8 protein-coding genes are annotated in these 14,624 nt (G+C 51.0%); all 8 read left to right on the plus strand.

Going from position 1 to position 14,624, the window contains the following annotated elements; all coding sequences use genetic code 11:
• Positions 1–10: 10 nt before the first annotated feature.
• The 8 genes from GVY04_01030 (at position 11) to GVY04_01065 (ending at position 14,601) form a co-directional block, all read left to right on the plus strand.
• Positions 11–685, plus strand: coding sequence for a DUF4114 domain-containing protein (locus tag GVY04_01030; protein NBD14760.1), 675 nt, complete (start codon positions 11–13; stop codon positions 683–685).
• Between the two features lie 85 nt (positions 686–770).
• On the plus strand, positions 771–2,570 hold the full coding sequence (locus GVY04_01035) for a DUF4114 domain-containing protein (GenBank protein NBD14761.1): 1,800 nt from the start codon (positions 771–773) through the stop codon (positions 2,568–2,570).
• A 77-nt stretch (positions 2,571–2,647) separates the two neighbouring features.
• On the plus strand, positions 2,648–4,495 hold the full coding sequence (locus GVY04_01040) for a DUF4114 domain-containing protein (GenBank protein ID NBD14762.1): 1,848 nt from the start codon (positions 2,648–2,650) through the stop codon (positions 4,493–4,495).
• A gap of 278 nt (positions 4,496–4,773) precedes the next feature.
• Positions 4,774–7,512, plus strand: coding sequence for a filamentous hemagglutinin N-terminal domain-containing protein (locus GVY04_01045; GenBank protein ID NBD14763.1), 2,739 nt, complete (start codon positions 4,774–4,776; stop codon positions 7,510–7,512).
• Positions 7,509–10,097 (plus strand): CHAT domain-containing protein, encoded by a 2,589-nt coding sequence (locus tag GVY04_01050; GenBank protein ID NBD14764.1) that lies wholly within the window; start codon positions 7,509–7,511, stop codon positions 10,095–10,097. The genes GVY04_01045 and GVY04_01050 overlap by 4 nt, the downstream gene beginning before the upstream one ends.
• A 71-nt stretch (positions 10,098–10,168) precedes the next feature.
• Complete coding sequence (locus GVY04_01055) at positions 10,169–11,932, plus strand: BamA/TamA family outer membrane protein (protein NBD14765.1); 1,764 nt, start codon at positions 10,169–10,171, stop codon at positions 11,930–11,932.
• A 125-nt stretch (positions 11,933–12,057) separates the two neighbouring features.
• Entirely contained in the window at positions 12,058–12,795 is a 738-nt protein-coding gene (locus GVY04_01060; GenBank protein NBD14766.1) for a DUF928 domain-containing protein, read from the plus strand.
• 21 nt (positions 12,796–12,816) lie between these two features.
• Entirely contained in the window at positions 12,817–14,601 is a 1,785-nt protein-coding gene (locus tag GVY04_01065) for a diguanylate cyclase (GenBank protein NBD14767.1), read from the plus strand.
• Positions 14,602–14,624: the final 23 nt, after the last annotated feature.

Below are 14,624 nucleotides of genomic sequence, written 5' to 3' on the forward strand. Positions count from 1 at the left end.
CGAATGGCTTATGTGTAGCCTAAGAAAATGTGAGTCTCAACCGCATCGAGCGGTATCGACTCACCCGCTTTCCTCCCCCACCTGTTCCGAGGTGGGGGAGTCCCACGGATCTTTTGTTGAAAATGCTCCTAAAGGTAAGCTTGCTTCTGCCGATGCTGTTGATTGCTCTGACTCGCCCGTCCTAACAGAGGAGGGAATCTTTGACTTCACCAATGAAGCAAGATTTGGACCCGCCGGAGAGGTGGTTACTGCTCAGTTAGCTTCTGCGGTCACTTCTGATGCGGGCTATAACAACGTGGTTGGCTTCTATACTGTGGTTGACGAAGCCGGTGGCATCGATACCGACAATGATGGTATCGCCGATGTCAATCCCGGTGAGGAGGGATATACCCGAGCGGTTTTGGCTCATGCCAAGGATGCCCTTCTCACCAAAGGACAAACCGGCTCTATTGAGTTCACCGCCGGCGAGTTCGTGGTTCCCTTTCTCCTCGCTAATGGGGGAGACCTCGATGAAATTCCGGCAGCACTTCCTGAAGGAGTTCAAGCTTACTTCCCTGATTTGGCTGCTAACGCTGATGGGGCTGAGCACTTCCGTGTCAGCGACAAGACCCTGGGTATTGAAGACCTTTCTGGCGGCGGTGACCAAGACTTTAATGACTTCGTCTTCCAATTGGATTTTGCTTAAGTGTTTCCCGTCTCAGTCAATCAAAATGTCAGTTTCCTAGAAAGAGGCCAAACTTTAAGCACCTTCGTATTTTCTCGAAAAAGCCATGACAACTAACATTCAACTTTCTTTTGCCCTCGGCACTCATCTGGATATGATGGTGACCTATGAGATGGCTGCCCGCATTTGGGAAACTTATCTCGATGACGATGTCACGGTCAACCTCTATGTAGGTACCACCGATTCTCTACCCACCAATGTCGCTGGGGGGGCTTTACCCGGCTTTTCTGCCTATCAAGACTACAGTACCGTTTACAACAGCCTCGTTAGCGATGCCACCAGCAGCGATGACTTCACTGCCAGGGATAATACCTTAGACAGCAACACCTATCACAAAGTCCGCGTTGAGAGTGACGAGGGAGAATCCATCTACGAGATAGAAAATACCCAACTCAAACTCGCGCGGGCTAATGCCAAATCAATTGGGATGGTGGGTGGCGCACAAACAAAGCTGGATGGTTTCATTCTCATGAATGACCTCTCGGCACATTCAACGGTAGTCTGGGATCATGATGCCGTAGACGACAGCGTCAGTTCCAGCCAGCTTGACGCCCTCAGCGTTGCCCTCCACGAAATCGGTCATACCCTGGGCTATGTCAGTGGGTTGGATGCTCCCGGCTTACTGATTGCTACCGAAAACTTCCAAAGCGCAGAAGTTGAAGAAACTTCATCCAGCTACTACCAAGACTTGGTGAACAACCTCCATCACATTACCCCCCTCGATCTGTTCCGTCGTTCTCTAGATACCGCTGGCACTCGAACCACCGAGTTCACCATCGGCAATCACCCCTACTTCTCGATCAACGGCTCGACCAACCTCGGCGATTTCTCCGAAGGACTGGCGACTAGCTTAGGGGGAGACGGCTACCAAGCCAGCCACTGGAAAAATAGCAGCAATCCCCTGGGCATCATGGATCCCACGATTAGCACAGGGGAAACGATGACCATCGAAGAGCTTGACCTCCGCGCCTTTGATGTCATCGGTTGGGACCGCCAAAATCTGGGCTACGACCTCGCTAGCCTCGAGCAAGCCGTTCAAGACGACTTGGTGCAGCAGGCCAAGGGCGTCAAAACTTATGCCGACCTCGAAGCCAACCCGGGCAAATGGGATAACCTCCAAGACGACCTCTCTTGGGATCTTGCGGAAATGATCTATGAATCCCAGGTTTACGAAAGTCTCTGGGGAGGTAACGGCACAAGTTGGTCATCGATTAGTGATGTCTATAACAGCCTCTGGGGAGGCAACGGCACGACTTGGCAGGTCATTCCTGAGACCCTCACTCAGTTGATGCATCTAGTTGCTAAATTTTCCACGTTTGAAGAAGGAATTGATTCGCCCGTCCTAACAGAGGAGGGAATCTTTGACCTCACCAATGAAGCAAGATTTGGACCCGCCGGAGAGGTGGTTACTGCTCAGTTAGCTTCTGCGGTTACCTCTGATGCGGGCTTTAACAATCTGGTTGGCTTCTATACCGTGGTTGACGAAGCTGGTGGTATCGATACCGACGATGATGGTATCGCCGATGTCAATCCCGGTGACGATGGCTATACCCAAGCTGCTTTAGCTCATGCCGAGGATCCCCTTCTCACCAAAGGACAAACCGGCTCCATTGAGTTCACCGCCGGCGAGTTCGTGGTTCCCTTTCTCCTCGCTAATGGGGGAGACCTTGATGAAATTCCGGCAGCACTTCCTGAAGGGGTTCAAGCTTACTTCCCTGATCTGGCTGCTAACACCGATGGGGCTGAGCACTTCCGTGTCAGCGACAAGACCCTGGGCATTGAAGACCTTTTTGGCGGGGGCGACCAAGACTTTAATGACTTCGTCTTCCAATTGGATTTTGCTTAAGTGTTTCCCGTCTCAGCAAATCAAAACGTCAGTTTCACATAAAGAGCTAAGCATCTTCGTATTTTCTTGAAAAAGCCATGACAGACATTCAACTTAGTTTTGCCCCTGGTACAACCCTTGAAATGATGGTGACCTATGAGATGGCTGCCCGCATCTGGGAAAACTATCTCGGTGACAATGCCACTGTTCATCTCTATGTAGGGATGAGCAATCAGCTACCTAGTGATGTCGCTGGGGGAGCTTTAATGGGCTATTCCGCCTATCAGCAGTATGGCGCCATCCACGATAGTCTCGTGAATGATCAAATCAGCAACGATGACACGGCAGCCACTAGTAATCTGAGTACCAACTCTTACCATACAGTTCGGATCAGGGGAAAAAATCATACGGAAACTCCATCGACCTCAGAGCTGAAACTGACTCGAGCCAATGCCAAAGCAATTGGGATGGTGGGTGGCGCACAAACAAAGCTCGATGGTCTGATTCTCATGAATGACCTCTCGGCACATACCAATGTCAGTTGGGACTACGATGCAGTCAACGCGGAGGTCGGCTCTGACCAAATTGACGCCCTCAGCGTTGCTCTCCATGAAATCGGTCATACCCTCGGCTTTGTCAGTGGAATTGATATCTCCCCCTTATTAACAGCAACTATTAATCTGGAATCTACCCCTGGGAATTTATCCTCAAAGTACGGCTATGACATCTTAGTCGATAATCTCCCCCAACTGACTCCCCTCGATTTATTCCGTTATTCTAGTCAAACTAAAGGCACGATGATGACAGAACTCACTCCTGGTGCCACTCAATACTTGTCAATTGACAACGGGAACACCAAGCTTGGCAACTTTGCTAAAGGAGTGAGTGTAGATGGCGCCCAAGCCAGCCACTGGAAAAACTCAGGTAATCCTTTAGGCATTATGGACCCCGACATCGACCTCGGCGAACGCATGACGATTTCTGATCTCGATCTGCTTACCTTCGATGTCATTGGGTGGGATCGTCAAAGTGCCCTCATTGATTTGGAGATGCTCCAAACAGATGCTCAAGCACACTTAGCCAATCAACTCCAGACTAGTGTAACTGAAATGCTAGCTGATCCCACAACTGCTGCCGAAAACCTTACCATCGACCGTTCCTATGACATCGCTGAGATGGTTTATGAGTCCCAAATTTACGAAAGTCTCTGGGGAGGAAATGACACCTCTTGGTCTTCCATTGAGGATGTGTACTATAGCCTCTGGGGAGGAAATGACACCTCTTGGCAGCAGTTCCTGAGCAATATTTCGACGATGATGTCGCTGACAGGGGCATTCCTTAGCTTTGAAGAAGGAAGAACTGAAAGCCTCTGGGGAAAAGATGATCCCTCTTGGGGTGGCACAACTAGTGTTGATAAGGTTGATTCCTCTGACTCGTCGGTTCTAACTGGATCGGGCTTGTTTGACCTCACCAATGAGGCGGTCTTTGGACCCGCCGGAGAGGTGGTTACTGCTCAGTTAGCTTCTGCGGTCACCTCTGATGCCGGCTATAACAACGTGGTTGGCTTCTATACCGTGGTTGACGAAGCTGGTGGCATCGATACCGACGATGATGGTATCGCCGATGTCAATCCCGGTGACGACCGCTATACCCAAGCCGCTTTGACCAATGCTGAAGATGCCCTTCTCACCAGAGGACAAACCGGCTCCATTGAGTTCACCGCCGGCGAGTTCGTGGTTCCCTTTCTCCTTGCTAATGGGGGAGACCTTAATCAAATCCCGGCAGCACTTCCCGAAGGGGTTCAAGCTTACTTCCCTGATCTGGCTGCTAACGCTGATGGGGCTGAGCACTTCCGTGTCAGCGACAAGACCCTGGGCATTGAAGACCTTTCTGGCGGGGGCGACCAAGACTTTAACGACTTCCTCTTCCAATTGGATTTTGTTTAAGTGTTTCCTGTCTCAGTCGAGCAAAACGTCAGTTTCTTGACAGTAAAACTTTCAGCAGCGATCGCCAAATTTAACTGAAAGAGAAATGGGATTAACGAAAGGAAACAAACAAAAAGGCGCTATTTGCTTTTGGGATTATTTTGAACCCGATTCGTGATTTTTGAATCTAGGAACAATGACTAAAAACATGTTAGTTTTTACTTGAATATCTACCCTAAAATTGACCGAAGCAATATCCGATCAACTCCCTTCTAAAAGTTCTCTCGCAATTTTTTAAGATGTCACATAGTCAACGTCTTCTCTGGTCAAACTCATTGACACTTTTCAGCTTAGGGCTAATCTTTCCTGCCCCCTTAATCGCCCAAGTGTCTGCCCCGATCTCCGACAACACGCTTTCAACGCAAGTCAACCAGCTTGACGGGTCGAATTTCACCATTGAAGGAGGAAAGGTATCTGGGAGTAATCTGTTTCATAGCTTTGAAGCTTTTTCGATTCCTACTAATGGCTCAGTGACCTTCAATAATGGAGCAAATATCCAAACCATTATCAATCGAGTGACTGGGGAGAGTTCGACCCGGATTGACGGACTCCTCCGCACGGCGCAACCGGCGGATGTTTTCTTACTCAATCCGAATGGCATTCGTTTCGGAGAAAATGCCCGACTCGATATTGGGGGGTCATTCTTTGCGACGACGGGGGAAAGTTTACGCTTCGCCGACGGGACAGAATTTAGCGCAGATTCCTCGGCTACTCCGCCTCTGCTGACGATGACGGCGCCGGTGGGGGTGCAGTATGGGGCAAGTCCAGGGGCAATTACTGTTGCGGGCTCTGGTAGCAATCTTCAGCTTGATTTCAACACCTTTGCCATTGATCGCAGCAACCGCAACCCAGGCTTAAGTGTCGGGATGGGAGAGACCCTAGTCTTAGCCGGGGGAGAGATTAACCTGACTGGGGGCAATCTGACGGCTGAGGACGGACGGATTGAACTGGCGAGTGTTGGCGCAAATGAGTTGCTGGAGATCGGTGAAGACTGGCGACTCAATCCCGAGTCAGTGGAACGTTTTGGGAACATTTCCCTGAGCGAAACCGCTTCGGCTGATGTCAGCGGTGTCGGAGGCGGCAATTTGCGCGTCATTGGCGCCAATCTAACTCTTCAGGAGGGGTCGGCTCTTTTGAGCAATACCGAAGGCGACCTTCCTGGCGGAGAAATGACCCTTGATCTCACAGAAGCAATGACGCTATCGGGAGTCCGCGTCGATAACGAAGGCAATCCGCTCTTTCCCAGCCGCATTTTTGCTGAAGTCAGTCCTGGTGCAACCGGACAGGGCGGAAACGTCACGATTAATACCAGGGGCCTCAACCTTTCAGAAGGGGCACAAATTGCTGCTCAGACGTTTGGCTTAGGGGATGCTGGCGTTTTAGAAGTCAATGCTGATCAAATTCTCTCTCTTGGGGGAACGCGCCTTGGTCCAACGGGATTGTTTGCTATTACGGCAAATTTAGGGAATGCGGGAGAACTTAAGATCAATACAGGCTACTTAGGAATCGGGGGGGGCTCGCAGCTTTCTACCTCATCCTTTAGTCCCAGCAATGCCGGTCAAGTGAGCATTGTTGCCGACACCGTCGAAGTAGTCGGCGGTGCCCAGGATTTGGGAGCAAGCTCCATTTTATCTCGGGGAGAAACCCCTGCCTATCAAGGGAGTGGCGGAGAGATAAACCTGACCGCAGACAATCTTGTCGTTGCCGACGGAGCGAGGATTCAAACTGGCTCAGACGGTGGGGGGCAAGGGGGGCAGTTACAAGTTAATGCCACCGATATTCAGCTGGTTGGAACTTCGCCGAGTGGGAGTGCTGGGGGATTATTTTCCTTTGTTGCTCCCTCTGATTCTCCCTTTCTTCCCCAGTTAGCCACGGCGAATGGAGGGGATATCATCGTTAATACCCAAACCCTGGAGATTACAGACGGGGGGCAAATTGCCACTTCTACTGCCGGTTCAGGGGATGGTGGAGATTTAAAGATTTCTGCCGAGCGGGTTGAGTTATCTGGAACCGGGAGTATCGCTGCCAGTGGACTCTTTGCCAGTTCCTTAAGCCCGATTAATCCCAGTAATGGACAGGTATCTCCTCAAGCTGGTGCCGGGGGCAATATCACCGTAAACAGTAATCAAGTTCTCGTTCGCGATGGAGCAACCATTAGTGCTAGCAATTTCCCTAGTAGTAGTAATAATCCTGATGTCGCCCCCGGAGAAGGTTCAGCAGGGAATGTTACCGTGACCGGCAACTTGATTGAACTCGACGATCGCGCACTGATTACTGCTTCCACCGCCAGCGGAGGACGGGGCAATGTCACCCTGAGCGCCAATGACCTCCTGCAACTAAACCGCAATAGCAACATTGCCGCTAATGCCCAAGGCACAGAACCTGGGGGCAATATTGCCATTGATGCGCCCTTTCTCATCGGTCAGAACAATAGCGACATCACCGCCAATGCCGTTAATGCCAGAGGCGGACGGGTCAATATTACGACCAACGCCATCTTCGGGCTCCAGGTACGGGAACAGCAAACCGATTTATCCGATATTACCGCCAGTTCTGAACTCGGGGCAGAGTTTCAGGGGATTATTACGATTAATTCTCCCGAGGTTGACCCCAGCGAAGGCTTAGTAGAACTGCCCGATACCCCTGTGGATGTCACGAATTTAATTGCTCAAGGCTGTGCCGCCACTGAAGGCAATGTCTTTGTCGTTACCGGACGGGGAGGATTGCCGGAAGCGCCGAACCAAACTTTGCGCGGGGCAGCGGTATGGCAAGATCTACGCCCTCTTGGAAATGAAACTGTTGCCCAAGCTCCCCCAGAAGTGACCCCTCCAGAACAAGCGATTGAGGCGCAGGGCTGGGTGAGTGATGCCAATGGGGAAATTTGGCTGGTTGCCCAAACTCCCAATCCTTCACTCGAGAGCGCGTCGAAGCAAGTCATTGATTGTCGAACCCTTAACTCCCAAGAAAACGTAAGATGAACAAGTCCAAACTGCTTCCCTATTTTTTCATCGCTTTGATCGGGTTTGGCATAGCGGTCGGTTCCTCCGTGCTGTTCCCGATTTCTACCACGGCGGTTGCTCAAACAGTTGCCACAGATTCCCCCCTGCAAGCGGGGCGCACGGCCTATGAGCAAGGACGTTATCAAGAAGCGGTAACGGCTTGGCAAGCGGCAGAAACGACCTTCCGAGAGCAAAAACAACGCGGGTATCAAGCCCTGACGCTGGCTTATCTCGCTTCGGCATATCAGCAACTGGGGCAAGGAGAAGAAGCCCAACAGTCTCTTCAAGCCAGTTTACGCTGGCTCAACTCGGGGTCATTTCCCCGTGACTTGATTGCTCAAGTCCTCAATATCCAAGGGAGGCTCCAACTTGCCCAAGGACAGCCTAAAACAGCTCTGGCCACTTGGGAAGAAACGGAAACGCTCTATCGGCAATTAGAGGACGAGCAGGGGATGATTGGGGCGCAACTTAATCAGGCACAAGCCTTGCAATCCCTGGGGTTATACCGTCAGGCGAATCTCCGCTTGCAGGAGATCAATCGGCAGCTTGCCTCGCAACCGGATTCTGCCTTGAAAGTGCAGGGACTACAGAGTCTCGGCAGTACCTTGCAGGTAGTGGGGAATTTAGACGAATCGCAAGCGGTGCTAGAAAATGCTTTAGCTTCGGCGCAACCGTTGCAGTTAGCGGAGCAAATCAGTCAGATTCGCTTTAGTCTGGCGAATACAGCGAGTGCGCAGAATCAAACAGAGAGGGCAGTTGAGCTTTATCAACAAGTGATTGACACGGCTCCGAGTCCTGCTCTGCAACTCGAAGCCCGTTTAAACTTATTCAACTTACTGATTAATACCGAAGACTTCGCAACCGCGTCGGCCCTCATTCCCGCGATTCAAGAACAAATCGCCGGGTTGTCTCCCAGCCGTTTTGGGGTGAATATGCGGGTCAACTTTGCCGAAAGCCTTTTGCAGTTGCAGCAACAAGATCCGACTTTTGTCAATCAAAGTGATCTTGCCCAGATGTTGGCAGACGCAGTTCAGCAAGCGCGAAAATTGGCGGATCCTCGCGCGGAATCTTATGCGCTAGGAACATTAGGGAAACTCTACGAGCAGAACCAGAGCTATCGGGAAGCCCGGAAACTCACCCGTCAGGCTTTGAATTTGTCGCAACAAGCCTCTGCCCCTGAGATTTCTTATCAGTGGGAATGGCAACTAGGACGAATCAGTAAGGCACAGGGAGAGATCGAAAGCGCGATCGCGTCCTACACGGTAGCCGTTGATACCCTGGACCGTCTTCGCAGTGATTTGGTGGCCCTCAATACCAACCAACAGTATTCCTTTCAAGAGAGCGTTGAACCGGTTTACCGAGAATTGGTGTCTCTCTTGCTCAACCCGACAGCAGAAACTGCCTTCCGCAAACAAAGCGATACTCCCAAAACGGTCTCCATTGCTCAAGACAATCTCAAACGCGCCAGAGACGTGATTGAGTCCTTGCAAGTTGCCGAACTGGATAACTATTTTCGGGAAGCCTGTCTGGATGTACAGGAGACATCAATCGAAGAGATTGACGCCCAAGCTGGGGTGATTTATCCCATGATTTTACCAGAGCAACTGGCAGTGATTGTCTCTGTTCCGGGTCAACCCTTAACTTACTACTCTACTCCTACATCAAGCACCGAAGTCGAAGCCACCCTTGACCGACTTCTGCAATCCCTCAACCCCGCCTTCCCCAACGAGATTCGCCGCCAGCTATCTACCCAAGTCTATGACTGGCTGATCCGTCCCGCCTTACCCCAACTTGTCCAACACGACATCCAAACCCTTGTCTTTGTCCTTGATGGCACTCTCCGTAATGTCCCGATGGCTGCCCTCTTTGACGGCGACCAATATCTCATCGAGCAGTATGCCATTGCCCTCACCCCCGGCTTACGACTCCTCCCCTCCGAGCAGAGCTTGGCGGATAACCTCCGCGCCTTTACCGGCGGACTCAGCGAACCCCGTCAAGGATTTGTGGCTCTCCCCGAAGTAGAAACTGAAATTGACCAAATTGCCAAGACCCTGCCAGCGGAAGTTTTGCTCAATGATGCATTCACCCAAGACCGTCTCCGCCAAGAAATTGCCGATACTCCCTTCCCGATTATTCATCTGGCAACCCACGGTGTCTTTACCTCTTTCCCCAGTACTACCTTTATCCTGACCTGGGAAGGTAGAGTCTCGGTCAATGAGTTTGAAAACCTCCTCAAAGCCAGAGAAACCGGCACTAACCGACCCGTTGAACTCCTTGTTTTGAGTGCTTGTGAAACCGCAGCCGGAGACAAACGGGCAGCCCTGGGACTGGCGGGAATGGCAGTGCGCTCAGGGGCTCGGAGTACCATCGCGACTCTCTGGTCAGTCAAGGACCAATCCACCGCCCGCTTAATGAGCGAATTTTATCAACGCCTCAGCCAGCGGCAGGGCAATATTTCTAAAGCGGAAGCACTGCGGGAAGCCCAGCTAAAACTCCTCCGCTCTGAAGATTTTAACCACCCCTTTTTCTGGACGCCTTTTGTCTTGGTGGGGAACTGGTCATAGGATCAGTTGATCTCCTGAATCAGAATTAGGGAATTTTATGATTGTAATCTAGATAAAAGTATAGGGAATAGATGTTCAATTGCTCTCAATCTCAGCCTCAGCAAGCCCGGATCTGGATCATGCCCCGTCAGCTTCAATTGTGTTCTGCCGGCTCTGCTTTAATCCTGTTAGCGGGTTTTGCCTTGGCTCCCCTTTCCCTTGCCCAAACGGGCGCCGGCGATGTCAAACCTCCCTCCGCTGCTCCCCTCGAAGAGTTGCAACCGCGTCCCCTACCGCCATCAGAGGAACTGCTTTCTCCTCCCCCTACCCCAGATGCGGCACCTCCCGATGAGATTCCGAGGACTCTAACCGTTAAGGCCTTTAAGGTGGTGGGCAGTAGCGTCTTTTCCGATGAAGAATTGAACGACCTCCTTGTTCCCTATACTAATCGTCCTCTGACGTTCAGCGAACTCCTGCAGGCGCGCAACGAAATTACGAACTACTATGTGCGCCAAGGGTATGTCACCTCGGGGGCAATTCTCCCCCCCCAAAAACTCACGGATGGAGTAGTGACAATTCAAGTCATTGAAGGAGGATTAGGAGAGATTACAGTCAATGTCGAAGGACGTTTAAACCCTGACTATATTCGCGAACGACTTGCCCTGGCTGCCGAAACTCCCTTACAAATTAATGAGTTACAGTCTGCCCTGCAGCTCCTACAACTGGACCCTTTAATTCAATCCATTTCGGCAGAATTATCCGCAACGCCGGAAGTGGGCATTAATTTACTCACGGTCCAAGCGGAAACCGCAGATACGTTTGCTCTCGATTTGCTCGTTGACAACGGACGTTCCCCTAGTGTCGGTACGATACAACGGCAAGCTTCGATCACTGAAAGCAATCTTCTGGGCTATGGGGATGAAGCCTTTGTCAGTTACACCAATACCGATGGGAGCGATGCCTTTGATCTCAGCTATCGCGTTCCCGTTAACCCTCGCAATGGCAATCTCCGCTTTGCCTACGGGCAAAGCGACAGCGAAGTAATTGAAGATCCCTTTACCCCCCTCGATATTCAATCGGATTATCGCTATTACGAAGTGAGTTTTGATCAACCGGTGATTTTAACGCCCACCGAAGAACTGACACTGGGAATCACCGCCACTCGCCAAGAAAGTGAAAATTTCTTATTTGGCGATGAACCGTTTCAACTCTCAGTCGGGTCGGATGAGGAGGGAAAGACGAGAATTAGCGCCCTGCGTTTTTCTCAAGAGTGGGTCCAACGGGGAGAGAATGAAGTGTTGGCAGCGCGATCGCAGTTTAGTGTCGGGGTGGACTGGTTTGATGCCACTGTCAATGAAGATGCCCCCGATAGCCGCTTCTTTGCTTGGCGCGGACAGGGACAGTGGGTGCGACGGTTAGGGGAAGATGCCTTGCTCCTGGTTCGCAGTGACCTGCAACTGGCTTCCCAAGCTCTCCCCCCCCTCGAACAGTTTGGCTCAGGAGGGCTAGGATCGGTACGGGGTTACCGACAAGATGCATTGCTGAGCGATAATGGCTGGCTGGCTTCAAGCGAGCTGCGTTTACCCGTACTCCGCGTTGAAGACTGGGATAGTGTTCTGCAAGTTGCCCCCTTTGTTGATCTCGGCATTGCCTGGAACAATGATCGTAACGGTGAAGACCGTCCTGAACTGGATTCTAATGTCTTAGCTGGAGTCGGTCTCGGTTTACGTTGGCAAACTGGCGATCGTTTGACGGCTCGTTTTGACTGGGGAATCCCGTTAGTGGACGTTGACGATCGCGACGAAACCTTACAAGAACAAGGGCTTTATTTTTCAGTTTCATATACCCTTTTCTAAGCTTTTGCCGATTTGAGTTTCCGCAACCTTCAGCAAAATGGCTCAAGCATTTGACACATCGGTTCGGTAAAATACTTAAGCATCTAAAGCAATCACCCCAAAATTCTGTTTATGGGAAATCTGCCATGATTAGGAAAATTTCTCTGTTGTTAGTCTCAACGAGCTTACTCGCCAATCCCCCTGTTCATCCTGTTGTTTCAGCACAGGAGATGGACAGCCCAATTTTAGACGTTGTTTTTAATCCTCCTGATGACGATCAGCCCCTAACCTCTAGCGGTGGGGGGTCTCGCGGAAGGAATTGCCCTGGCGATGCGACCGAGGTTTCCCCTTACCTGGTCCCGGTTGTTCCCCAAGACTTTGCCGGTTTGACCACTCAGGGTCGTCCCAGCATTTTGGTGTATGTGGGAGACACCAGCGCCTCGAAAGCATTTTTCAGTATTAAGGGCGACCAACAAGAAAATCATTACTATACCTCTGTCGATCTTCCCCAAACGCCTGGGATAATTCGGATTGACCTCCCAGAGGACGGACCAGAGTTGGCGATTAACCAAAACTATTCTTGGTACTTTGCCTTGATGTGTAACGATCAGCTGCGCCCTGACAGTCCAACGGTAGCGGGTCAGATCAAGCGAGTGACTTTAGACCCTTCTCTCTCATCCCCGGCTGTTGATGAGGACAACGCTTTAGTGAACCAAGTTGCCCTTTACAGTGAAGCGGGAATTTGGTACGAAACAGCAACTCTTCTCGCCGCCTTACGGCAAGCTGAACCGGATAATCGCGCGATCGCGCAAGCTTGGGACAATCTCCTGACCACTGCTGGCTTAGAAGCCATCTCCAACCAACCGATTTTTCCCGAACCCTAATCCCGAAAAGCTAACCCCGGTATGAAACATTTTTCGTTGCTGACTCACTTTGTCCGTAATCAGGGGATTTTAACCGCTGCTTTCGGAATCGCTGCCCTAGTGGTTTTGGCTAGTTTGGCCGGGTTATTTCAAGGGGCGGAGTTAGTGATGTTCGATTGGTTAATCCGCCGCCGTCCCGCTGAACCGGTTGATCCTCGCATTGTAATCGTTGAACTGACTGAATCCGATTTGGAATATCTTAACAGTTGGCCGATTACTGACGGTCAACTGGCCAGACTGTTACGCCAGATTAATCAACAAGACCCGATCGCGGTCGGGCTGGATCTCTATCGGGATCTGCCCTCGGGGGAAGGGCGCGAGAAGTTGCATCAAACCTTCCGTGCCATGCCCCATTTATACGGTGTGGAAAAAGCAGTCAAGGTAACCGTTAAGGCAAATCCTGTTTTAGAAGAACTTAACCAAGTGGCATTAGCTGATATTATTCGCGATGCGGATGGGAAAGTGCGTCGCGCTTTACTAGCGGTGAAACAAGGTGAGCGGCAAAAAGTCGGTCTGGGAACACAGGTGGCTTTAACTTATCTCGAAGCCAAAAATGTTGCGGTTGGAAATACAGCCGGTTCCCTTGAAGCAGGGGGGATTTGGCGAAATCTTCTCCTGCCGTTTCGCCAGGAAAACCAGAGCAAGATTCAACTGGGTCAAGCCATTTTAAACCCCTTGCGCCGGAATGATGGCGGTTATATCAACGTTGACAATGGCGGATACCAAGTTCTGCTCAATTATCGCGGCTTAGTGTTTCAGACAGTTTCGGTGCGGGACGTTTTAGAAAATGATCTGCCGCCAGATCTCTTCACCGATCAGATCGTTTTGATTGGCGCCACCGCTCCCAGTTTAAACGATTTATTTACCACGCCTTATCTTTCTGACGATCCGCTTGTGCCGGGGGTCGTGATCCATGCCAATATTACGAGCCAACTGCTGAGTGCAGCCCTTGACAATCGCCCTTTGATCCGAGTGCTGCCCGACCCGCTAGAATGGTTCTGGATTGCTTGTTGTACTATTGCGGGAGCAAAGATTAGCTTGTACTTATTAACAGCGAGTCCGCTGACGAAACGGATCTATTTGTCCGTCGGGGGGACTCTAGTGGGGGTGCTGGTAGCTGGAGTTGGGCTAGTGGGCATTACCTATTTAGCCTTTTTAGGCGGGTGGTGGTTGCCGGGAGTTGCCCCTTTAACGGGGCTGTTCGCTGCTGCTGTCATGGTGTCAACTTATACAGCGCGAGATTTACGACGCTTGGCTTCGGTAGACGGCTTAACCCAAGTCGCCAATCGCCGTTACTTTGATGAGGAATTTCAACGACGCTGGCTGCAAGGCAGTGAAAAACAAGAAGAGCTAGGGGTGATTCTTTGTGACATTGATTTTTTTAAGAAGTACAACGATACCTATGGTCATCAAGCGGGGGATCATTGCTTGCGGATGGTGGCTCAAGCGATCGAAAAGGCAGTGCGCTCGACCGATTTAGTGGCTCGCTATGGTGGTGAGGAATTTGCCATTTTACTCTCTAAAAGTTCCCTAGAGACAACGGTAAAAATAGCCGAACGCGCAAGCCAAAGTGTTCGGAATTTGCAAATCCCTCATCTCAGTTCTGAAGCCAGTGCCTATGTCACCCTCAGTTGTGGGGCAGCCAGCATTGTGCCGAGTCTGGAGCAAGCCCCAGCCAGTCTGATTGCTCATGCCGATCAGGCTCTATATAGTGCAAAAGAACAAGGGCGCGATCGCGCTGCTGTCTACGAACTTCATCTGAGTTAATCAGGAGCAAGGGCAAGTTTAAT

This window comes from Cyanobacteria bacterium GSL.Bin1 (assembly GCA_009909085.1).
GTDB lineage: Bacteria > Cyanobacteriota > Cyanobacteriia > Cyanobacteriales > Rubidibacteraceae > Halothece.

Excerpts from the sequence above, each read along its gene's own strand:
- GVY04_01030 (NBD14760.1), top strand. The coding sequence starts at position 11 with ATGTGTAGCCTAAGAAAATGTGAGTCTCAACCGCATCGAGCGGTATCG.
- GVY04_01035 (NBD14761.1), top strand. The coding sequence starts at position 771 with ATGACAACTAACATTCAACTTTCTTTTGCCCTCGGCACTCATCTGGAT.
- GVY04_01040 (NBD14762.1), top strand. The coding sequence starts at position 2,648 with ATGACAGACATTCAACTTAGTTTTGCCCCTGGTACAACCCTTGAAATG.
- GVY04_01045 (NBD14763.1), top strand. The coding sequence starts at position 4,774 with ATGTCACATAGTCAACGTCTTCTCTGGTCAAACTCATTGACACTTTTC.
- GVY04_01050 (NBD14764.1), top strand. The coding sequence starts at position 7,509 with ATGAACAAGTCCAAACTGCTTCCCTATTTTTTCATCGCTTTGATCGGG.
- GVY04_01055 (NBD14765.1), top strand. The coding sequence starts at position 10,169 with ATGTTCAATTGCTCTCAATCTCAGCCTCAGCAAGCCCGGATCTGGATC.
- GVY04_01060 (NBD14766.1), top strand. The coding sequence starts at position 12,058 with ATGATTAGGAAAATTTCTCTGTTGTTAGTCTCAACGAGCTTACTCGCC.
- GVY04_01065 (NBD14767.1), top strand. The coding sequence starts at position 12,817 with ATGAAACATTTTTCGTTGCTGACTCACTTTGTCCGTAATCAGGGGATT.